This window comes from Haemophilus sp. SZY H53, from assembly GCF_054332375.1.
In genome coordinates, this window is the sequence record NZ_JBTGNV010000003.1 from 93117 (window position 1) to 114366 (window position 21250).

Consider the following 21250-nt stretch of genomic DNA (forward strand, 5'->3'; position numbering starts at 1 on the left):
TATGAGCAAGAAAAAAACAATAACATTGACGATTTCGGCTATCGCAGTGGCACTTGGGATCGGCGCACAATTTTATACTAATCACAAAATCGATCAGGTATTAAAAAATTTCCCTTATTCTTTGGATAACCAAGCAACATTAAATGTGACACAAACTGCGAAAAACTTTTTTATTCGAGAGTTAATCTTTAGTGTAAAAAATAGTGATGCGAAAAGTACAAATGTCATTACAACTAAGCTCACCGCGTTGCCTTTCTTTATTACGGCTGAGTCACAGTTATCCGATCAATTAGTTCGTCAATTAAATAAAACATTAAATATCACGATTGATAAAAATACAATTAATAGTAAATTTTCGCCGGTAGGGGATTATTTACAGTCTGATATTTCGACGGAATTCCGAGATTTTGCGAATAAGTCCCAAAACCTTTCTATCGGTTTTCATTTCTTAAAAAATAAAGACGTTGAGCTGAAAACAACCTTAAGTGGCTTTAATTACGATAAAGACACTAAACTGGAACAAATTGAGGGTGAAGCTCGCCTTGTGCCTGTTGGTGCAAATCAATACGACTTATCAAGTATTGACTTAATCGCGAAAAATGCCGAAGTGGCGTTGTTAAATGGGGAAAACACCCATGTTTATATGAAAAATGCGACTTATCATTTTGACGTGAAATCAGGTGAGGCAGATAAGCGTGATCTGAGTACGAAATTCAGTAGTGATATTTTACGCATTGCCAATAAAAGCCGTACGACAGAAGAAAGCCAAGCAACAGCAGGTGGTTTGAATTTATTGATTAAACAAAATGGCGTGCCAAGTGCGGTCAATTTTCATCATGAATTTAAAAAATTAAGTGATGGCTCATTAGATATTAAAGACGGCGTCAATTTGTTAACGAAAATTTTTACACAAAATGATCGTTTTGATGGTTCGTTATCCGTGCTTTCTGTCAATGTGCCTAAAAATAATCAACCTTACTTTAACTTACAAAATGCCGGTCTTGAACTTAAGTTGGCGAATACGGATTTAACCAAGGCTAATGTAGATTTTAAACTGAATGTTGATAGTGTGAAGCAAACTCCTGCCGATGAAGAGCGTAAATGGGAAGCTAAAGGCGGTAAAGTTAATATTCAGTTAGATGATTACAACGTGGCAAACGAATTGGCGTTTGTACCGTTTTTATTAGATACTTTTGCTGAGAAAGAGGCACCATCAAAAGACAATAAAGACTTCTTGAATGCCAAAGATAAATGGGTGAAAGAATTTAGTGGCAAAACCAATATTGAGGCCGCATTAAAATCATTTAATATGGCCGATCTAGTGCTTGATGAGGTATCAGCCAGTGATAAGACGGAAACACTAGACAATGATCAATATAATGAACATATCACATTGTCTGCGAATAAAGCCAGTTATCCAAGTGCAGGGTTCCAATTTGAAAAATTAGCAGTTGATGCACCATTTAAAATTAATCACAGCAAAGCGCATTTATCAGCAAGATTTTGCTCAGCACCATTTTATGGGGCTTTATGCAGCACGCATTTAACGTCAGCCACATTTGATAAATACATCAAAAACTCCTGGAAAGAGCTTGATTTAATCGTTGATAATGCAACGTTGAATTTAAATCTAAATACTTATCCAGAGACCAATGCTTATCCAGTTAAATTGGAAGTGAGTGGTATTGTGCCTCAAGTGCCCGAAGATGATTCATCAGACATGATTCCAGATAATATTGAAGGCACATTTAATCTGACATTAAGTAAAATGTTGTTTGATGATCAAAATGAAAAAGCCTTAGCCATTAAGGAAAATTCATACTTTTGGCAATATTTAAGTAGCTTTGTGAAACATGATGGAAAACTTCACCGAGAATTTGTAGAAGAAGGTGATAATTACGTTTCTAGAGTGGAAAAAACAGAAAATGGCTACTTAATTAATGGTCGTACCCTTGAAGACCTTCGTCAAGAAAGCATGATGGAAACTGATGAGGGGGAAGAAGGGAAGCCCGCCGTAACTGACTAGTTGAAAGGATGACATAAAAAATGACCGGACTTGAAATTCAATGTGCGGTCATTTTTTTAGCTGTTTTGATTACTTCACTAATCCACCACTTGCTTGTAAATCAGCATGGTAGGAAGAGCGAACAAATGGACCACAGGCAGCGTGTTCAAAGCCCATAGCGTTGGCTTTATCACGGAATTCATCAAACTCTGCTGGTGGCACATAGCGTGCAACCGGTAAGTGATGGCGACTTGGTTGGAGATATTGACCAAGCGTAAGCATGGTTACGCCATTTGCGCGTAAGTCTTCCATCACTTCAAGGATTTCTTCATTGGTTTCGCCCAACCCAACCATTAAGCCCGATTTCGTTGGGATATTTGGGAACATTTCTTTGAAATCATGAAGTAATTTTAAAGACCATTGATAATCAGCACCAGGACGAATTTCTTTATACAAGCGTGGTACATTTTCCAAGTTGTGGTTGAATACATCTGGTGGATTATCTTTTAATTTTTCTAAGGCTTGCGTAATCCGACCACGGAAATCAGGCACTAAAATCTCAATTTTAATACCAGGGTTTAATGCGCGTACTTCTTTTACGCATTCAGCAAAATGACCCGCACCACGATCAGGTAAATCATCGCGGTCAACAGAGGTAATCACCACATATTTCAACTTCATATCTTGGATGGTTTCAGCTAATTTACGTGGTTCATCAGGATCTGGCGGTAAGGGTTTACCATGTGCAACGTCACAGAAAGGGCAGCGACGAGTACAAATTGCGCCTAGAATCATAAAGGTTGCTGTGCCATGGTTAAAGCATTCGTGTAAATTTGGACAAGACGCTTCTTCGCATACCGAATGTAGGCCATGACGACGCATCCCGTTTTTAATCGTTTCGATCTTTAATGAGCTAGACGGTAATTTGATCTTCATCCATTCCGGCTTTTTCAATAATTCTTGATTAGGATCGATATTTTTAACAGGGATAATTGATGTTTTGGCAGCATCGCGGTATTTCACACCGCGTTCCATTTTAAAAGGCGTTGACATTGTTCTTTCCTAAAGAAAAATGCCTGATTTAGGCATTTTTTATATGTTATAAAAGTGAATGTTATAAATTTGTAACATTATAGCCCAAAAGTTCGGCAAAGTGTTTAATTAATTTGGGGGAAACCTTGTCAAGTGTCGCTTCTTCTTTACCAATAAAGTCAGCAAGCTGACACATTTCAAGCCCTGCATAGCCACAAGGATTAATATAATGGAAAGGATTGAGATCCATATTGATATTAAATGCTAAACCGTGAAAAGAACAGCCTTTGCGAATGCGTAAACCTAATGAACAGATTTTTTTGCCGTCAATATATACGCCTGGTGCGTCGGATTTTGGATAACCTTTAATACCATAGTCTGCGAGGGTTTTCACGACAGATTGTTCAAGTGCGGTCACTAATTGACGGACATTTAAATGTTCATGACGTTTAATATCAATGAGCACATACATCACCTGCTGGCCTGGACCGTGATAAGTAATTTGACCGCCGCGATCGGATTGAACAACAGGAATATTACTACGTTGTAATAAGTGTTCTGGTTTGCCAGCTTGGCCTTGAGTGAAAACAGGATGATGCTCAACTAACCAAATTTCATCAGTCGTTTCTGTATTTCGATTATCGGTGAATTCCTGCATTTTATGCCAAATTTCCTGATAATCTTGCAAACCTAATTGACGGACAATTAAATCAGTTTTATTCATTTTAGATAACCATTTTGACGCCTTCAACTTTAGCAAGCTCTTTATAAAGTGTTTCTACTTGCTCAAAGTTTTGTACCACAATATCAATTGAAACAGAATTATAAGTGCCCTTACTGCTGCGTTTTTCTTTTGGAATATAATCACCCGGTAAGTATTTTTGTACCACTGCAATAAGATCTTGTGCTAAATTTTCGCGATTAATGCCTGCTACTTTAAAAGTCATTGCAGCAGGAAATTCCATTAATTCTTTCAGTTTTTCATAATCATTTTCGTTTGCCATTTTGTTTCCTTAATTTAAAGATAAGGTGTGATAATCGGTTAAATTCACACCTTATGAATTTGTTGATGAAATATAAATGGGGAAGTGCGGTTAGTTTTCAAGGTGTTTAATCAAATAGTCCTTTAACCGTTAACACTAACCAGTCCCAACCTTTACCTAAGAAGCCGCCTTCTTGCACATCTTCTAATGCTTGAAGACTCACGGTTGCGACATCTTTACCATCTAATTGATAAATGATTTTACCCACCACTTGGCCTTTTGCTAAAGGTGCTTGTAAGTATTTGTTATCTAATTCGTAACGTGCTTTTAAGTCAGCTTGTTTGCCTTTGGGTACGGTAATAAATCCATCTTGTAATACACCAACTTTTACCTCTCCTTTATCACCGTAGTAAACCGATTGTGTTGAAATTTCTTCATTGGCTTTGTAGGTTTTTAAGGTTTCAAAGTTAGCAAAACCCCATTGTAAGAGTTTTTTACTTTCTACTTCACGACCTTTATAGGTTGGTACGCCCATGACAACAGAAATCAAACGCATATTGCTTGCGTTTGTTGCAGAAGCAACGAGATTATAGCCAGCTTGGCTTGTGTGACCCGTTTTCATGCCATCTACATTAAGGCTTTTATCCCATAATAGACCATTACGGTTAGGCTGTTTAATTTTATTAAAAGTAAATTCTTTTTCTGAATAGATTTTATATTCTTCAGGTAAATCGCGGATAATATGTGCACCAATAATCGCCATATCACGAGCAGTTGAATATTGGTTTGGATCATCTAAACCGTGTGGTGTAGTGAAATGGGTATTTTTTAAGCCAAATTGTTGCACATATTTATTCATGGTATCAACGAAGTTCGCAACGGTACCAGAAATATGTTCTGCCACCGCTACACAAGCATCATTACCTGAAACAATGATAATTCCTTTGTTTAAATCACCGACGGATACTTGTTGATTTAAATTTAAGAACATTTTTGAAGAATCAGGGAAGTTTCTACCCCAAGCACTTTCGCCAATAGTGACCATATCTTCATTATGAATTTTACCTTGCTTTAAAGCTTCGCCAATCACATAGCTAGTCATCATTTTGGTTAATGAGGCTGGATATTGACGTTGATCTGGATTCAGTGATGATAATACGGCTCCAGAATTATAATCCATTAAAATATAGGTTTGGGCATTTATTTCGGGTATAGCAATACCGTATTGAATATCTTCAGCTGTGACAAATGTTGAAGTTGCCATGAATGCAGTAAGTAGGGAGAGTTTTTTCAATTTAGTAGATTGTTTTAACATAGTTTTTCCTTTAATAGTCTATTCGGTTTATAAGTATAAATGATGAATGATAATTTATTAGGTGTTTTTATCATTTTGTGCTTAATTGCTAAGCGTTATAGCTTGCTCCGTGAATACAATAAAATAAACCTTATCGTTTAATACGAGCTTTATGTTCGTGTTTTTTGCTTGTTTTTTGTGCGATAGAATAAGTCGTTTTAGTTTTGAGGCAATTTTTACATTCTTTGTGATGTTTGAGTTGTGATTTTTTTTCCTTTTTATGTTTATTTGATACCAAGCGACGAATTGCTTCTTTTGTTTTCGCATGTTTAGCAAGTGTTTTTGCCCCAACACCTGAAATTTGACCTTTATGATTCACATGTAATGCTTCAATTCTTACTTGCCCTGTACCACGAGCAATAAGACCTAATTCTTTCGCAGCCGAATGAGATAAGTCAATGATACGTTTCTCACTAAACGGACCACGATCATTAATTCGTACAATCACTTTACGATTGTTATGCAAGTTTGTGACAACTGCATATGAATTTAATGGTAAGGTTTTATGGGCAGCAGTATAACGTGTCGAATCATAGTGTTCACCATTCGCTGTTTTCTGCCCATTAAATTTATGATGGTAGTAACTTGCCATTCCTTCTTTGGAGTAAGATTTTGCTTCATCACCTTGTGTGGTGTAGGTTTTACCATTCACTTGGTAGCTTTGGGGTGTTTGAATGGTTGTGGCAATTGATAATGAATCGCCTTGGATACCATACATTTTTTTAGTATCGGCAAAAGCTGAGAGGCTTGAGCTAATGATCATAGTGAAAAGAGCGGTCGTTTTTAAGAAGTTTTTAAATATCATACTTATTACTTTCAATATTATCCGTATTCTTTATAAGAAAGCTAAAAGAGAAATTAGTTCCCTTTCATAAAACGAGGCTTGTGCGTATGGATAGACATCACCAAACCGAAGCTTGCCATGATAGCGACATATGAAGTTCCGCCGTAGCTAAAGAGTGGTAAAGGTACTCCTACAACAGGTAAAATGCCGCTTACCATGCCAATATTTACAAAGATATAAACAAAGAAAATCAGTGTGGTTGCTCCAGCAAGAATACGCCCGAAAGAAGTTTCTGCATTAACTGCAATCATTAATCCACGGATAATAATAAATAAATAAATTGCCATCAAAATAAGGAAACCAATCATTCCATGCTCTTCACTCATTACGGCAAAAATAAAATCAGTGTGCGGTTCAGGCAAAAATTCTAATTGGGATTGTGTTCCTTGCATCCATCCCTTTCCAGATATACCGCCTGAACCGATGGCAATTTTAGATTGCAAAATGTGATAACCTGCCCCCAAAGGATCTTTTTCGGGGTCAAGCAAAGTTAATACACGCATGCGTTGGTAGTCATGCATTAAATACATCCACATGATAGGAATAAAGGCTGCTAAACCAAGTATAGCAGAAATAATAAGCCACCAACTCATCCCGGCTAAAAACACCACGAATAAGCCTGATGCACTAACGAGAATTGATGTACCTAGGTCCGGTTGAATGGCTACAAGTAAGGTAGGTATGATAATTATTGCGATAGCGATGAAAGTCTCGCTCATTTTAGGGGGTAATGGACGGTTACCCAAATAGACGGCAACCATTAATGGTACTGCGAGCTTTACAATTTCAGAAGGCTGAAAGCGAATAAATCCGAGATCTAACCAACGTTGAGCGCCTTTACTTGTGGTCCCGATAGCATCAACCAAAATTAGCATAATAAAACCCATCAAATATAAATAAGGTGCCAGACGTTGATAAAATTCTGGGGGCAGCTGTGCCATAATGATCATGACAGTAAAGCCTAATATGACTTGAATAATGCGATTTTGAAACATCACTTCGCTGGCACCTGATGCACTATAAAGCACAAGCATACCGTAAGCCGTAATAGCAACGAGCCCAATAAATAATAAGAAATCAATATGTAAACGTTGCCATAATCGCAAGCATAAAGGTACTTTTTCTTCCATTATTCATTCTCACTTGGTTAGGGGTCTAGTGCTAGCGCATCTAAATTAGTTTGGGCTGTCTTTTTCTCTTTTTCAGCATTTTCTTGACGTTCAATTTGTGGCAAGCGTTTATTCAAGTAGAAATCCATAATTTGACGCACAATTGGCGCTGCATTACTTGAGCCGCCACCGGCATTTTCTAAAATAATCGTAACAACCAATTTTGGATCTTCGTAGGGTGCATAAGCGGTGAACCAAGCATGGTCATGCAATTCCTTTTTTAACCCTGCAGCATCATATTTTTGGTTTTCTTTTAAACTGAAAACCTGTGCCGTACCAGATTTTCCGGCTACATGGTAGTTGGTGCCGATAAAGGCTTTTCGCCCTGTCCCTGCACCTGAATTCACCACATTGAACATACCACGCTTAGCCGCATCCCAATAAGCTTGTTTCGGATCGGTAATATCTTCATATAAAAGTGGATCTTGATAGGGCTCAATGGTGGCGCCTTCAACGGATTTCATTAAATGTGGTGTATGAATTTTGCCGTTATTGACCACAATAGAGGTTGCTTTTGCCACTTGTAATGGTGTAGCCGTCCAATAACCCTGACCAATCCCCACCGAGATTGTATCACCTTGTACCCAAGGTTTTTTATAGCGTTTTTGTTTCCATTCTTTACTCGGCATGTTGGCTGAGGCTTCTTCTTGGATTTCAATACCTGTCGGCATACCAAAACCAAAACGTTTCATCCACATAGAAAAACGATCAATACCTAAGTTAAAGGCGGTTTGATAGAAGAAAGTATCTGATGATTCAGTAATCGCTTTATTTAAGTCCGTATAACCGTGTCCTGATTTTTTCCAATCTCGGAAACGTTTTGTTGAATTGGGTAATGTCCAATAACCTGGATCAAAGATAGTGGTATTGGTCGTAATTACGCCTTCTGTTAGCGCAGCAACAGCAACAAATGGTTTTACTGTGGAGGCAGGGGGGTAAACGCCTTGCGTTGCACGACTGTAAAGTGGTCGAGTTGGATCTTCTAGTAAACGTTTGTAATCACTAGAAGAAATGCCATCGACGAATAAATTATTGTCGTAACTTGGTGTAGAAACCATCGCTAGTACACTGTTATCTTTAGGATCCAGTACGACAACCGCGCCTTTTTGCCCTGACAGTAATGCCATAATATAGCGTTGTAGAGCTAAATCGATAGTCAGATGAATACTTTTACCCGCAGTAGCTGGTTGTTCTCGCAATTTACGAATAACTTTGCCACGGTTATTAATTTCAACCTCTTCAAAACCCGTCGAGCCATGGAGTTGCTCTTCGTAATAACGTTCAATACCCAGTTTTCCTATATCTGTCGAGCCTGAGTAATTGGCGAATTTTTCTTCTTTTTTCAGGCGTTCAACATCTCGGTCATTGATGCGTCCAACATAGCCTAAAATATGAGTCATCGCTTCGCCGTACAGGTAATTTCGTTTGAAATAAGGACGAATATCAAGGCTTGGATATTTATATTGATTCACAGCAAAACGAGCAATTTGTTCTTCCGTTAAGTTTTGTTTGAGTAAAATAGGTGTATAGCGAGTACCGCGGCGGCGCTCTTTTTTGAAATGCTCAATGTCTTTGTCTGTGAGCCCTACAACATAGCGCAACTCTTCAAAAGTGCGGTCTAAATTCTCCGTTTTTTCTGGCACGATATATAAGCCGAAAAAGGTGAGATTTTCCGCCAGTAGTTCACCATAACGGTCATAAATTAATCCGCGAGTAGGCGGCAATGGAAGTAATTTAATGCGATTGCCGTTAGAGCGAGTTTGATATGTTTCGTAACTTATCACCTGAAGATGGTAAATGTTGGCAAATAACACACTGCTTAGCGCTAAAATACCAACGAATGCGACCAATGTGCGACGTGCAAATAAATTCCGTTCAGCTTTTTTATCACGGATGGCATCATGGCTTGGGGCAGCAAAGAATTTCTTTAAATTCATCGGTAATGTAACACGTTATTCTCTGTGATAAGGATGATTTGTGGTTAGCGACCAAGCGCGGTATAAGCTTTCAGCCACCACAACACGCACTAATGGATGGGGCATGGTGAGCGGAGAAAGTGACCAGCTTTGTTCTGCCGCAGCTTTGCATTCAGAAGATAAGCCTTCAGGTCCGCCAATAAGCAAGCACACATCACGACCATCGTTTTTCCAACTCTCTAATTGTTCAGCAAGTTGTGGCGTTGTCCAAGGTTTGCCTGGAATATCTAATGTCACCACTTTGCTTTTTCCACAAGCCGCTAGCATTGCTTTGCCTTCTTGTTCTAAGATGCGTTTAATATCTGCATTTTTGCTACGCTTTCCAGCAGGAATTTCAATCAGTTCAAAAGGCATATCTTTAGGAAAACGACGTTGGTATTCTTCAAATCCAGTTGTCACCCAAGCTGGCATTTTTGTGCCCACAGCGATTAATGTGATTTTCATCCTTTTCCCTTTCAAAACACAATCAAAATTGACCGCACTTTATGCCCAAAGTTTTTCTAACTGATACATCTCACGCGCATCACGTTGCATAATATGTACGATAGTTTGACCGAGATCGACCACGATCCAATCAGCCGTATTGCGCCCTTCTTCACCAAAGGTTTCGTAACCGGCTTTTTTACATTCCGCAATAAGGTTATCGGCCATAGCAGAGACTTGACGGCTAGATGCGCCAGTACAAATAATCATATTTTCAGTAATCGATGATTTAGCTTTTACATCAAAATGTACAATTTCCATGCCTTTCAAATCATCGAGTTTATCAATTACAAATTCAACTAATGACATTTCTTTTCCTATTGAAGTAAAGCGAGGAATTCTATCATTGAATGAGAGAAAGGGGTAGACTTAGGGGCGATTTATTTGAATTGTTTTATGTTTGAAATAGCACTTAGTATAAATATTGGAGCAGTTATTCTGCCCCAAGTCAGAAGAATATCAAACCCATAAAAGAATCGCTAACAATTGTGGTGAAACGATCCTTAAGAACATAGTGAGAGGATAAACTGTCGCATAGGAGAGTGCTGCTGCACCATTTCCCTCTTTAAGTTCGTTGGCGAAAGCGAGCGCTGGAGGATCTGTCATCGAACCCGCCAATAAACCACAAAGTGAAAGGTAATTTAATTTGGCATATAAACGAGCAATAACACCTACAATCATTAATGGAATAAGTGTGATGAAAATACCATATCCCATCCATTCAAGGCCTGAACCATTGGTGAGTGTATCCACAAAACTACCGCCAGATTTTAAGCCGACTACAGCGAGAAAGAGCACTATACCAATTTCGCGCAATGCCAAGTTTGCACTTGGTGGCATAAACCAATAGAGTTTACCGATAGAGCCAATTCGAGCAAGAATTAATGCGACAACTAATGGTCCTCCCGCTAGCCCTAATTTTAATGCCACAGGAAAGCCTGGAATATAGAAAGGAATAGAGCCGAGTAACACCCCTAAGCCAATCCCAATAAATACGGGTAACATTTGTACTTGTAACAGTTTCTGTTTCGCGTTCCCAATCACTGAAATGGCTTGGTTGAGAATGTCGGTTTTACCCACCATGTGTAATACGTCGCCGAATTGAAGGGCTGTATGGGCAGTCGGAACCAACTCTACACCCGCACGATTTAAACGTGAAATCACCACACCATATTTTTGATGGATACCGAGATGGCGAATTTGTTTACCTAATACTTTTTCATTGGTAACCACAACGCGTTCAGAACGAATTTCACCACTCAAGCTTGCGACTGGCACATCGACTTCCTCCCCAATAATAAGATGCATTTTTTTTAAGCCTTCAGGATTGCCAACTAAATGCAAAATGTCACCAAGTTGAACATCGGTATCCGCTTTTGGCACAATGACTAATTCACCTCGTTTTAAGCGAGAACAAACGACATCTTCATCGTCAAAACCAGGGATCTCAATCAAATGGATACCATTGAGATTAGTATTGGTGACTTTCAGAGACATGCTTTTGAGCGCTTCTTTATCGTGACCACTTTCTTTTTCGAAGTTTTCAGCTTCGTCATCCAATTTAATTTTAAAGAAAAGACGAATCAGCCACATAGAAAGCAAAATACCACAAATTCCAAAAGGATAGGCCATTGCATAGGCCATCCCCATGGTAGATGTGGTTTGCGTCATACCTAATTCAGAAAGGATTTGTTGACCTGCACCGAGAGATGGCGTATTGGTGACTGCACCAGAGTAAATACCCAGTACCACGTCAAGTGGAATTTCGGCAAGTTTGTAAATTAGAATGGTGACTAATGCACCGAGTACAACGATTAAGATCCCTAGACCATTTAAGGCTAATCCTGATTTCCTTAAAGAAGCAAAAAAGCCAGGGCCTACTTGAATGCCAATCGTATAAACAAATAGAATTAAGCCGAATTCTTGTACAAAATGTAATGTGTGGCTATCTAACTTAATATCATATTGTGTTGTAAAATGCGCCACTAAAATACCGCCAAATAATACGCCGCCAATACCTAGGCCGACCCCCTTAACTTTGAAGTGCCCAATCCATAGACCTATTATGGCTACGAGGGCGAGTAAACCGATGGTTATTGCCGTTTCACTCATATTTACCTCTAAATTTATTAAGATTTAACTATTTTGGATTATAACAATTTGATTTCCTACCCGCTTGTAACAAAGTCAAAAAATGTTATTTCCATCACATTTTTTCTTGCGTAAAAATAAACACCGCCTAAAATGACCGCACTTTTTTGATTTTATAGGTTGATTATGGATTACGCTCAAGAGGCCATTAATTCGCTTTTATGGATAGTAAAAACACTAGCGATGACGGCTGTTGTGTTTAGCTTTGGTATTTTCTTATTAGTCCGTTTTACCCACTGGGGTAAACAATTTTGGCAATTTGCGGGTGGGTATCTTTCACCTCGTCGAAGTATTAAACCTTTGCTATTTTTCTTGTTAATTGTGGCGATGACATTGGTCAGTGTGCGTATTAGCTTGGTCCATTCCGAGTGGTATAACAATATGTACACCTCCTTACAGGAATTTAATGAATCGGTATTTTGGGATCAAATGGTGCTGTTCTGTGTGATTGCGACAAGCTCTGTCATGACGGCATTGCTTAGTTATTATTTAGAACAACGTTTTTCTATTAATTGGATTGAATGGTTGAATAGTCAGTTGGTGGATAAATGGATGGATAAGCGAGCGTACTATAAAACCCAGTATGTTTCCGCTAACTTAGATAACCCTGATCAACGTATTCAACAAGATGTGCAATCTTATGTGAGAACCTCGCTTTCCTTAAGCACTGGTGTGATTGATGCTGTTACCTCGATGATTTCTTACACGATCTTATTGTGGGGATTAGCGGGACCAATGATGGTATTTGGTACTGAAATTCCACGCATGATGGTGTTTTTGGTGTTTGCTTATGTGATTATCACTACTGCGATTGCATTCCGTTTAGGTCGACCGTTAATTATGTTGAATTTCATCAATGAACGCTTAAACGCTAACTATCGTTATTCTTTAATTCGTATCAAAGAATATGCAGAAAGTGTGGCATTTTATGCGGGTGAGAAAGTCGAGAGTAGCCAACTTTATAAACAATTCGGTTCGGTGATCAATAACATGTGGGATATTGTTTATCGAACCTTAAAATTCTCTGGTTTTAACCTAGTGGTTAGCCAAGTTTCGGTTGTGTTCCCTTTGCTCATCCAAGTGGGACGTTATTTCGGGAAGCAAATTAAACTTGGCGATCTTATGCAAACGCTACAAGTATTTGGCAAGTTGCATTCAAATCTTTCGTTCTTCCGTAATTCTTATGATGGTTTTGCCGGATACAAAGCCACATTAGATCGTTTAACGGGCTTTAATTATGCGATTGATATGGCGAATCGTCAATCTACGTCGAATTTACACCAACATGAAACTGATGTGATCTTTAAGAATTTAACCATTAGTAATCCATTTGGAAAAACCTTAATTGAAAATTTAAATTTGACACTGCCACAAGGTTCAACGGTATTAATTCAAGGTAATTCGGGCGTGGGTAAAACCACGTTGTTGAGAACGGTGGCAGGGCTTTGGGCATATTCTGAAGGGGATGTATATTGTCCAATCCATCAGCTTTTCTTATCGCAAAAACCTTATTTACCACAAGGCAGTTTATTGACTGCATTGGCTTATCCGAATGAAGAAAAGGCCTTTAATCGTGATGAGATGATTGAGATATTAAAACAAGTGTCTTTAGGGCATTTACAAGATCGTTTAGATCGCGAGCAAGATTGGACACGTATTCTTTCGCTTGGAGAGCAACAACGTTTAGCGTTTGCTCGTTTGTTATTGCATAAACCGACAGTGGCGTTCCTAGATGAAGCGACTGCAAGTATGGATGAGGGCCTAGAAGATACGATGTATCGTCTATTAAAAGAACGTTTACCTAATACAACGATTATCAGTGTGGGACATCGTTCAACCTTACAAGCTTTCCATCAGCAACAGTTAGTTATTTTAGATAATAGTAAGTGGCAATTCACTAGCCAAGATCTTAAATAGGGTATATTTTAAATCGGCCATATTTATCTTACTCGAAAATAGCGATATAAGCTTTAATGAGCAAGCTAAAAAATCCTGTTATCAAGCTCGATTTTTTGGTACATTTAGCACAATTTTTTCTATGCTCAGAAATGAGCGATTTTTTACTAAACTAATGACGGAATTCTTATGTTATTTAAAAAAATTCGTGGTTTATTTTCAAACGATCTTTCTATCGATTTAGGTACAGCAAATACATTAATTTATGTAAAAGGCCAAGGTATTGTGCTTGATGAACCTTCAGTAGTGGCGATCCGTCAAGATCGTATGGGGGCATACAAAAGTATTGCTGCAGTAGGTAAAGAAGCAAAACAAATGCTGGGTCGTACACCAAAAAGTATCGTGGCTATTCGTCCGATGAAAGATGGTGTGATTGCTGATTTCTCTGTTACTGAAAAAATGTTGCAATACTTTATTAAACAAGTTCATACAGGCAATTTTATGCGTCCTAGTCCACGTGTGCTCGTTTGTGTACCGGCTGGTGCAACTCAAGTTGAACGTCGTGCAATCAAAGAATCCGCATTGGGTGCTGGTGCTCGAGAAGTCTATTTAATTGAAGAACCTATGGCTGCAGCGATTGGTGCAAACTTACCCGTATCAACAGCGATTGGTTCAATGGTGATTGATATTGGTGGTGGGACTACTGAAGTGGCCGTGATTTCCTTAAATGGTATTGTTTATTCATCTTCAGTCCGTATCGGTGGAGATCGTTTTGATGAAGCGATCATTTCTTATGTCCGTCGCACTTTTGGTTCTGTTATCGGCGAACCAACAGCTGAACGTATTAAACATGAAATTGGTACAGCATATATTCAAGAAGGTGATGAAATTTTAGAAATGGAAGTGCACGGACATAATCTTGCTGAAGGTGCACCTCGCTCATTCAAATTAACCTCTCGTGATGTGCAAGAAGCGCTTCAACAACCATTAAATGGGATTGTTGCGGCAGTACGTACTGCACTTGAAGAATGCCAACCAGAACACGCAGCAGATATTTTTGAACGCGGTATGGTGTTAACAGGTGGTGGAGCCTTATTAAGTAATATTGATGTATTGCTTTCACAAGAATGTGGCGTACCAGTAATTATCGCTGAAGAACCATTGACTTGTGTGGCCCGAGGTGGTGGTGAAGCAATTGAAATGATTAATATGCATGGTGGTGATATTTTTAGCGACGAAATTTAATCTCTAAGAGTGCGGTTCGAAAAATCGGTGTTTTTAATTTGTCTGATTTTTTGACCGCACTTTTCCTTTCAACCCTAGGATAGTGAATGAAACCCATTTTTGGTAAAGCACCACCATTAGGTATTCGACTTATATTAGCGGTGATTGCTTCGATAACATTGATTTTAGTTGATGGAAAAACTTCATCAATGACGAAGGCGCGTAGTGTCATGGAAACTGCCGTAGGGGGCTTGTATTACCTTGCGAATGGGCCAAGAACGGTTCTAGATGGTGTATCAAGCAACTTGGTGGACACCAATAAACTGCTTATTGAAAATAAGGTATTACGTGAGCAGCTGCGTGAGAAAAATGCCGATCTTTTATTATTGGATCAACTCAAGGTAGAAAACCAACGTCTTCGTTTACTGCTTAATTCGCCTTTACGCACCGATGAATATAAAAAGATTGCAGAAGTGCTTACAGCTGAAACTGACGTTTATCGTCAGCAAGTGGTGATCAATCAAGGGGAACGTGATGGTGCTTATGTTGGTCAGCCTGTGATTGATGAAAAAGGAATGATTGGGCAGATTATATCAGTGGGAGAAAATACGAGTCGAGTATTGCTTTTAACCGATGTAACCCATTCTATTCCAGTGCAAGTTTTACGTAATGATGTGCGCGTGATCGCAAGTGGTACAGGACACTCTGATGAGCTTACCTTAGATAACGTGCCTCGTTCTGTGGATATTGAAAAAGGCGATTTATTGGTCACTTCAGGTTTGGGGGGGCGTTTTGTGGAAGGCTATCCGGTGGCAGTCGTACAAAGTGTGTCTCGTGATGGATCAAATTACTTTGCGACGGTGAAAGCGAAACCTTTGGCTGAATTAGATCGTTTACGTTATTTGCTTTTACTTTGGCCAAGCAACCTTGATATGTCGAAAGTGAAATCCATGTCACCGGAAGAGGTGCGTCGTCTTGTGCAGCAACGTTTGGAAAGTCAAGCTAATGAAGCAACTCATTCAGTGAGTAAAACCAAAATTACAGATGATCAAGAGGATGGAGTACAGCCGCATACAGGAAAAGAAATTGTGGATCCTGACATTCCGACCACAATGCCTCAACAAGAGGAACCCATTTCTCCGGAGCAGCAAGAACATAGGGATGAAGATTAATGCAAGGGCGTTTTATTTTTCAATGGGCGACAATTTTGTGCTTCTTTATTGTCGCATTAGTAATGGAATTAGCCCCATGGCCAGCAGGCTTTCAAGCCTTTAAACCTTCTTGGTTAATTTTAGTTTTGCTTTATTGGACGCTTGCTTTGCCCAATAGAGTAAGTATTGGTTGGGCATTTTTACTCGGGCTTTTATGGGATATCGTGCTAGGCTCTATTCTTGGAGTTCATGCATTGGTACTTTCTGTCGCCTTCTATTTTGTTTCCAAATATTACTTAATGTTGCGCAACCTTTCTCTTTGGTTCCAAAGTTTATTGGTACTCTTTTTTGTTTTTGCGATTCGAGTGGCTATTTTCTTGGTTGAATTCTCTTTGCATGGGGCATTTTTTAATTGGCAGGAAATCTTTGGTGCCATCGCATCAGGTGTGTTATGGCCATGGGTTTTCTTATTGATGCGTACTGCACGTCGACGAGTCGGATTGCATTAATCATAAAAAAGCTGATGAGGGAGTTCATCAGCTTTTCTTTTTAGTTTTTACGACGATAGTTTGTTTTTCTTGCTGTAGTATTTCGCATTTGAGGGGATAGATTGCGTTTTAAACGATAAGGTTTGGGAATATCACTAATCAATGAATTCGGATCATATTGACTGACGGGAATAGAATGACCAATGTATTCTTCAATTGCCGGTAAATTCATCGCATATTCTTCACAAGCAAAGCTGATAGACACACCACTTTCACCTGCTCGACCAGTACGACCAATACGGTGAACGTAATCTTCTCGGTCATCAGGTAGATCAAAGTTAAAAACATGAGTCACGTCTGAAATATGTAACCCACGCGCAGCAACATCAGTTGCCACGAGAATATCGAGCTCACCATCGGTAAATTGTTTGAGCAATGAAAGACGTTTTTTCTGTGCCACATCCCCGGTGAGTAATCCCACTCGATGACCATCTGCTGCTAAATAACCCCAAATTTCTTCACATTTATGTTTAGTATTTGCAAAGACAATACAACGCTCCGGCCATTCCTCTTCCATTAATGTCAGTAAGAGAGGAATTTTGTCTTCATTTGACGGATAGAAAAGTTCCTCTTTAATTCGATGGCCCGTTTTTTGTTCCGGTTCAATTTCAATATATTCTGGGGAATTCATATCTTCAAAGGCAAGTTCGCGCACTTTGTAAGAGAGCGTAGCAGAAAAGAGCATGGTGAGGCGTTCTTGCGGAGAAGGACACTTGCGTAATAAATAACGAATATCACGAATGAAACCTAAATCAAACATGCGATCCGCTTCATCTAGTACCACAACTTGAATGTCATCTAAACGAATAATGCCTTGTTTCACATAGTCAATCACACGACCAGTGGTACCAATTAAAATATCCACACCGGCTTCGATAGCTTTGAGCTGTTTATCATAGCCATCACCACCATAAGCAAGTGCGGTTCGTAATCCACTTGTTTTAGCTAACAACTCTGCATCATTATTAATTTGCACAGCCAGTTCACGTGTTGGTGCAAGAATTAATGCGCGAGGTTGATTGGTAGCAAAATCAGGTTGATGCGTCAATAAGTGATGAAATGTTGCCGTTAAAAATGCCATCGTTTTACCTGTGCCGGTTTGCGCTTGGCCTGCAACATCTTTTCCTTGTAAGGTAATAGGTAATGATAATGCTTGAATTGGGGTGCAATATTCAAATCCCTTGTCTTGTAGGGCTTTTTGTACGATAGGATGTAATGGAAGATCAGCAAACCGCTGCTGACTTAAATAATTTTCTTGCATAATAAATAACAGGTTCTCAGAAATAAATGGGGCTAAGGATAGCACGAAGCTGGAAAAATATCCTTAAAAATAAAACGCTTATTAATAGGTTTAAGCTTGGGATTGAGCAGATTGGGTTCGTTCCCATTTTCTTGCAATATAGCTACAAGTTGGGTGCAATGTCAGCTTTTTAGCCTGGATAAAATGAATTAAGGCTTGATAGAGTTTGTCTGCCATACCTTGCCCTCGAAGAGAATCATCAACAAATGTATGATTAGCATTAATGGTATCGGGTTTTTCATAAAAATAGGTGAGTTTCGCGATTTTCTTCCCTTGCTCATCGAGTAAGAAAAACTCTCCCTGCTCACCATTATCATGATGCTGAAGACTCATTTGATACTCCATTCATCACTGAGATTGGGGTCCATGGCAAAATCTGCTGTGTCACTTGGAATAGCTTTTTCTTCTGCAGCCCATTCCCCTAAATCAATGAGTTGGCAACGTTTGCTACAAAAAGGGCGAAATTGGCTTTCCTGTGTCCAAGGTACAGGCTTTTGGCACGTAGGGCAAGGGACTTCAAAAATTTCATCAGACATTTTTCTTTCTCGATTCACTTAAATAAAATTGGTGTAATTCTAGCACTTTTTGTTTTAAGTGCGGTAAGTTTTCAGGTAATTTTGCATCATTTGAAATAATATCATCCGCCCATTTTAATCGTTCTTCACGGCTGACTTGTGCATTCATAATATCTTGAATTTGCTGAATATTATTATGATCTCTCGATGACGCACGAGCCAGCTGAGTTTCAGGTTTAACATCGACAACAAGTATGCGGTCGCAAAGCGTGGTGAGCTTATTTTCAATAAGCAGTGGAACGACAAACAAGGTATAAGGAGCGGTCTGACTGTTTAACTGTGACAACATTCTTTCGCGAATAGCTGGATGTAATAAATGATTGAGCCAGTTTTTCTCATTTTCGTCTGCAAATACTTTTTTTCGTAGCTCGGCTCGATTTAATTCTCCTTCTTCATTCAGAATCGATTTACCAAAGTGTTCAGCAATTTGAGCAAGTAGCGGCGAGCCTTTTTCAACCACTTCTCTTGCCACCATATCGGCATCAACAATGGGTACATCAAGTTCAACAAAGAGATTTGCAATTGTGCTTTTTCCACTACCGATGCCGCCAGTGAGGCCTACAATATAAGTCATAATATTCCTTGCTACTTGATTTAGGAGAATGTTTTACATCTATCTCCTAAACACAATATTTTTCAATGTTGCCAATATATTACATTTATAGGGTTATTGCACTGGTGATGATTAAAGATAAGCAAAGAAAGGGCGCAAAAGGTAAAACAGGTTTGCGAGAAATCCAATAGACTATGATACCTAATAGACAGGCGATGAATAAGAAAAGTGGTAAGTGTGCGATGGTGAGATAAGCACCTATTCCTAAAGCAAGCCAATAATCACCACGGCCTAATGCTTCCTTCTTATAAAACCATTTAGACAAATGATAGATAATATAAAAAACACTGAAAAAACTAACCGCACTTTCTAAACTTTGAGAAAGTGTCAGGATTGAAAACTCTTGATGTGCGCCGAATAAACCCAGGAAAAATAAAAACAGGCAAGGTGTCGGTGAAATCAGTTGATAATGCCAGTCTAGCCAACTGATAATAAAAAATAGACTAAGCGTAATCGCGAGCCATAAAGTAAATAATTCATCCTGAAGAAAATAATAGAGTACAGCAAAACTGAGTCCAAACCCTAAAAAATAAAGAAAAATATGGCCGCACTTTTGAGATTGAATCGCTGCTTTTTCGCTATGGCAAATAGGACTGTTTTCAGGATAAAGTTCGATATAGTTCTGATAAATCTCTTGTTGGAGATTGGGGATAAAACGATCAATATAAAGCCAAACAAAGATACCCGCTAAACCACCCAATAAGAAAAAGGCTAATATCATCATTGGATTACGGATCCCATATTAAAAATCGGCAGATACATGCCCATCATAATAATACCGATTAAACTACCAATGATGAGCATCATTAAAGGCTCTAAAAGTTGGGAAAGTAAATCAATTTGATGATTGAGCTTTTCTTGATAGTTATCAGCAATATGACGCAACATCAACGCAAGTTTTCCACTTTTTTCTCCAATCTGTAGCATTTGTTGTGCTTCCATTGGGAAAAGATGACTACTGACACTTTCTGAAAATGGATAACCTTGCGAAACCCACTGTAAAATTGACCGCACTTCTTGTTGTAGCAGAATATCACCTTTTAAGGTACGTTGTGTTTGCCAGGTTTGTTGTTTGGGGAGGAAACTATTTAAGGCTGGCGTTAATGCCACTCCGGATTGAAGCATTAATTGCAGGTTATGGCTAAAACTGATTAGGCGAGAAAGGCAAATGATATTGCCCCAAATTGGCATGCGACTAATTAGTGCATTCTTTTTTTGATTTAGCCAAAGGAAATGTTTTAATGCCATCTTCAACATAAAAATAGCGAAAGAGCAGGCAATCATTAACGCAACAAAATGATGTTGTAGGAATTGAGACATCGCTAATAATACGGCAGTTAATGTAGGCAATTCAGCGGAATTTTCACCATACATTTCAGCAAATTGCGGTACAACGAAGAGTAATAAAATCAACGTAAGTGAAAGCGAAATACCTAATACCATGGCAGGATAAAGCATAATTTTTTGCAATTTGCGTTGAAGCGTTAATGATTGCGTTCGACGTTCTGCAATTTTAGTGCATACCTCTGCCAGTTTTCCGGTCATTTCTCCCACTTGAATAAGTTGAATCTCTTGAAAGTTTAAATACTTTCCTTGTATTTCCAAGCTTTGTGAAAACGGAAGACCACTTTCAATTAACTCAATTAAGGCGCTAAGCCACTGATGCAATCCCAATTGCGTGCAGTTGTCTTGCAAAATATGTAATGCATTTTTTAATGGAATGGCAGAACTGAGCAATGTAGCCAGTTGATTCAATAAAGCACTGATTTCTGCATTTTTCGGTTTCTGATTAAGTTGCCAATCTTGTTGCAAGCGAATGTGACTAAAACCTTTTGCAATTAACAGAAATTGTGCGGCTTGTTTAGATTGAGCAACAAGTCTACCTTTTTGCCATTGTTGTCGCTGATCATAGGCTTGGAAATAAAAGAGTTTTTGCTTTGCCATAG

General features: G+C 38.8%; 21 protein-coding genes. 5 read left to right on the plus strand and 16 right to left on the minus strand.

Going from position 1 to position 21250, the window contains the following annotated elements; translation table 11 throughout:
• Position 1: 1 nt before the first annotated feature.
• Positions 2–2026 (plus strand): hypothetical protein, encoded by a 2025-nt coding sequence (locus ACXVWB_RS04000; protein ID WP_289901448.1) that lies wholly within the window; start codon positions 2–4, stop codon positions 2024–2026.
• A gap of 69 nt (positions 2027–2095) precedes the next feature.
• Here ACXVWB_RS04000 and lipA read toward each other — a convergent pair whose 3' ends face one another.
• The 10 genes from lipA to ACXVWB_RS04050 all read right to left on the minus strand — a co-directional run bounded on the left by lipA (position 2096) and on the right by ACXVWB_RS04050 (position 11958).
• Positions 2096–3058, minus strand: a complete 963-nt coding sequence (lipA, locus tag ACXVWB_RS04005) for a lipoyl synthase (protein ID WP_005697928.1) — start codon at positions 3056–3058, stop codon at positions 2096–2098.
• Positions 3059–3119: 61 nt separating this feature from the next.
• Positions 3120–3761, minus strand: a complete 642-nt coding sequence (gene lipB / locus ACXVWB_RS04010) for a lipoyl(octanoyl) transferase LipB (RefSeq protein WP_289901447.1) — start codon at positions 3759–3761, stop codon at positions 3120–3122.
• A 1-nt stretch (position 3762) separates the two neighbouring features.
• The gene (ybeD, locus tag ACXVWB_RS04015) at positions 3763–4041 is read right to left on the minus strand and encodes a DUF493 family protein YbeD (RefSeq protein WP_289901446.1); all 279 of its coding nucleotides are present in this window, start codon (positions 4039–4041) and stop codon (positions 3763–3765) included.
• 106 nt (positions 4042–4147) lie between these two features.
• Positions 4148–5335 carry a serine hydrolase gene (locus ACXVWB_RS04020; RefSeq protein ID WP_289901445.1) on the minus strand — a complete coding sequence of 396 codons (1188 nt, stop codon included), beginning with the start codon at positions 5333–5335 and terminating at the stop codon, positions 4148–4150.
• Between the two features lie 130 nt (positions 5336–5465).
• A complete protein-coding gene (locus tag ACXVWB_RS04025) occupies positions 5466–6179 on the minus strand; it encodes a septal ring lytic transglycosylase RlpA family protein (RefSeq protein ID WP_289901444.1) in 714 nt (237 codons plus the stop codon).
• A 53-nt stretch (positions 6180–6232) separates the two neighbouring features.
• Entirely contained in the window at positions 6233–7348 is a 1116-nt protein-coding gene (rodA, locus tag ACXVWB_RS04030; RefSeq protein ID WP_289901443.1) for a rod shape-determining protein RodA, read from the minus strand.
• A gap of 17 nt (positions 7349–7365) precedes the next feature.
• Positions 7366–9324: a penicillin-binding protein 2 gene (gene mrdA / locus ACXVWB_RS04035; RefSeq protein WP_289901442.1), complete on the minus strand. Its 1959-nt coding sequence runs from the start codon at positions 9322–9324 to the stop codon at positions 7366–7368.
• A gap of 15 nt (positions 9325–9339) precedes the next feature.
• Positions 9340–9807 carry a 23S rRNA (pseudouridine(1915)-N(3))-methyltransferase RlmH gene (rlmH, locus tag ACXVWB_RS04040; RefSeq protein ID WP_289901441.1) on the minus strand — a complete coding sequence of 156 codons (468 nt, stop codon included), beginning with the start codon at positions 9805–9807 and terminating at the stop codon, positions 9340–9342.
• A 39-nt stretch (positions 9808–9846) separates the two neighbouring features.
• Positions 9847–10155: a ribosome silencing factor gene (rsfS, locus tag ACXVWB_RS04045; RefSeq protein WP_289901440.1), complete on the minus strand. Its 309-nt coding sequence runs from the start codon at positions 10153–10155 to the stop codon at positions 9847–9849.
• Between the two features lie 150 nt (positions 10156–10305).
• Positions 10306–11958, minus strand: coding sequence for a putative transporter (locus ACXVWB_RS04050; RefSeq protein ID WP_128786975.1), 1653 nt, complete (start codon positions 11956–11958; stop codon positions 10306–10308).
• Positions 11959–12123: 165 nt separating this feature from the next.
• Here ACXVWB_RS04050 and ACXVWB_RS04055 point away from each other — a divergent pair, with 165 nt between their 5' ends.
• The 4 genes from ACXVWB_RS04055 to mreD all read left to right on the plus strand — a co-directional run bounded on the left by ACXVWB_RS04055 (position 12124) and on the right by mreD (position 16777).
• Positions 12124–13914: an ABC transporter ATP-binding protein/permease gene (locus tag ACXVWB_RS04055; protein WP_128786976.1), complete on the plus strand. Its 1791-nt coding sequence runs from the start codon at positions 12124–12126 to the stop codon at positions 13912–13914.
• A gap of 168 nt (positions 13915–14082) precedes the next feature.
• Positions 14083–15138 (plus strand): rod shape-determining protein, encoded by a 1056-nt coding sequence (locus tag ACXVWB_RS04060; RefSeq protein ID WP_049357719.1) that lies wholly within the window; start codon positions 14083–14085, stop codon positions 15136–15138.
• A gap of 86 nt (positions 15139–15224) precedes the next feature.
• Positions 15225–16289: a rod shape-determining protein MreC gene (gene mreC, locus ACXVWB_RS04065; protein WP_049357720.1), complete on the plus strand. Its 1065-nt coding sequence runs from the start codon at positions 15225–15227 to the stop codon at positions 16287–16289.
• The gene (gene mreD / locus ACXVWB_RS04070) at positions 16289–16777 is read left to right on the plus strand and encodes a rod shape-determining protein MreD (RefSeq protein ID WP_149785850.1); all 489 of its coding nucleotides are present in this window, start codon (positions 16289–16291) and stop codon (positions 16775–16777) included. Before mreC ends, mreD begins: the two co-directional genes overlap by 1 nt.
• A gap of 40 nt (positions 16778–16817) precedes the next feature.
• On the opposite strand, the gene rhlB is transcribed toward mreD, so the two are convergent.
• From rhlB to ACXVWB_RS04100, 6 genes are all read right to left on the minus strand, one after another.
• Positions 16818–18077 carry an ATP-dependent RNA helicase RhlB gene (gene rhlB / locus ACXVWB_RS04075; protein ID WP_289901439.1) on the minus strand — a complete coding sequence of 420 codons (1260 nt, stop codon included), beginning with the start codon at positions 18075–18077 and terminating at the stop codon, positions 16818–16820.
• 90 nt (positions 18078–18167) lie between these two features.
• Complete coding sequence (locus tag ACXVWB_RS04080) at positions 18168–18449, minus strand: GNAT family N-acetyltransferase (protein ID WP_289901438.1); 282 nt, start codon at positions 18447–18449, stop codon at positions 18168–18170.
• Entirely contained in the window at positions 18446–18652 is a 207-nt protein-coding gene (gene yacG / locus ACXVWB_RS04085; protein WP_005695505.1) for a DNA gyrase inhibitor YacG, read from the minus strand. Before yacG ends, ACXVWB_RS04080 begins: the two co-directional genes overlap by 4 nt.
• Entirely contained in the window at positions 18645–19265 is a 621-nt protein-coding gene (coaE, locus tag ACXVWB_RS04090; protein ID WP_289901437.1) for a dephospho-CoA kinase, read from the minus strand. Before coaE ends, yacG begins: the two co-directional genes overlap by 8 nt.
• 85 nt (positions 19266–19350) lie before the next feature.
• A complete protein-coding gene (locus tag ACXVWB_RS04095; protein ID WP_289901436.1) occupies positions 19351–20028 on the minus strand; it encodes a prepilin peptidase in 678 nt (225 codons plus the stop codon).
• Complete coding sequence (locus tag ACXVWB_RS04100; protein ID WP_289901435.1) at positions 20025–21248, minus strand: type II secretion system F family protein; 1224 nt, start codon at positions 21246–21248, stop codon at positions 20025–20027. Before ACXVWB_RS04100 ends, ACXVWB_RS04095 begins: the two co-directional genes overlap by 4 nt.
• Positions 21249–21250: the final 2 nt, after the last annotated feature.

Excerpts from the sequence above, each read along its gene's own strand:
- lipB (WP_289901447.1), bottom strand. The coding sequence starts at position 3,761 with ATGAATAAAACTGATTTAATTGTCCGTCAATTAGGTTTGCAAGATTAT.
- rhlB (WP_289901439.1), bottom strand. The coding sequence starts at position 18,077 with ATGCAAGAAAATTATTTAAGTCAGCAGCGGTTTGCTGATCTTCCATTA.
- coaE (WP_289901437.1), bottom strand. The coding sequence starts at position 19,265 with ATGACTTATATTGTAGGCCTCACTGGCGGCATCGGTAGTGGAAAAAGC.
- ACXVWB_RS04080 (WP_289901438.1), bottom strand. The coding sequence starts at position 18,449 with ATGAGTCTTCAGCATCATGATAATGGTGAGCAGGGAGAGTTTTTCTTA.
- rodA (WP_289901443.1), bottom strand. The coding sequence starts at position 7,348 with ATGGAAGAAAAAGTACCTTTATGCTTGCGATTATGGCAACGTTTACAT.
- ACXVWB_RS04100 (WP_289901435.1), bottom strand. The coding sequence starts at position 21,248 with ATGGCAAAGCAAAAACTCTTTTATTTCCAAGCCTATGATCAGCGACAA.
- ACXVWB_RS04055 (WP_128786976.1), top strand. The coding sequence starts at position 12,124 with ATGGATTACGCTCAAGAGGCCATTAATTCGCTTTTATGGATAGTAAAA.
- ACXVWB_RS04050 (WP_128786975.1), bottom strand. The coding sequence starts at position 11,958 with ATGAGTGAAACGGCAATAACCATCGGTTTACTCGCCCTCGTAGCCATA.
- ACXVWB_RS04095 (WP_289901436.1), bottom strand. The coding sequence starts at position 20,028 with ATGATGATATTAGCCTTTTTCTTATTGGGTGGTTTAGCGGGTATCTTT.
- rsfS (WP_289901440.1), bottom strand. The coding sequence starts at position 10,155 with ATGTCATTAGTTGAATTTGTAATTGATAAACTCGATGATTTGAAAGGC.
- yacG (WP_005695505.1), bottom strand. The coding sequence starts at position 18,652 with ATGTCTGATGAAATTTTTGAAGTCCCTTGCCCTACGTGCCAAAAGCCT.
- ACXVWB_RS04060 (WP_049357719.1), top strand. The coding sequence starts at position 14,083 with ATGTTATTTAAAAAAATTCGTGGTTTATTTTCAAACGATCTTTCTATC.
- lipA (WP_005697928.1), bottom strand. The coding sequence starts at position 3,058 with ATGTCAACGCCTTTTAAAATGGAACGCGGTGTGAAATACCGCGATGCT.
- mrdA (WP_289901442.1), bottom strand. The coding sequence starts at position 9,324 with ATGAATTTAAAGAAATTCTTTGCTGCCCCAAGCCATGATGCCATCCGT.
- mreD (WP_149785850.1), top strand. The coding sequence starts at position 16,289 with ATGCAAGGGCGTTTTATTTTTCAATGGGCGACAATTTTGTGCTTCTTT.
- mreC (WP_049357720.1), top strand. The coding sequence starts at position 15,225 with ATGAAACCCATTTTTGGTAAAGCACCACCATTAGGTATTCGACTTATA.
- ACXVWB_RS04020 (WP_289901445.1), bottom strand. The coding sequence starts at position 5,335 with ATGTTAAAACAATCTACTAAATTGAAAAAACTCTCCCTACTTACTGCA.
- ybeD (WP_289901446.1), bottom strand. The coding sequence starts at position 4,041 with ATGGCAAACGAAAATGATTATGAAAAACTGAAAGAATTAATGGAATTT.
- ACXVWB_RS04000 (WP_289901448.1), top strand. The coding sequence starts at position 2 with ATGAGCAAGAAAAAAACAATAACATTGACGATTTCGGCTATCGCAGTG.
- rlmH (WP_289901441.1), bottom strand. The coding sequence starts at position 9,807 with ATGAAAATCACATTAATCGCTGTGGGCACAAAAATGCCAGCTTGGGTG.
- ACXVWB_RS04025 (WP_289901444.1), bottom strand. The coding sequence starts at position 6,179 with ATGATATTTAAAAACTTCTTAAAAACGACCGCTCTTTTCACTATGATC.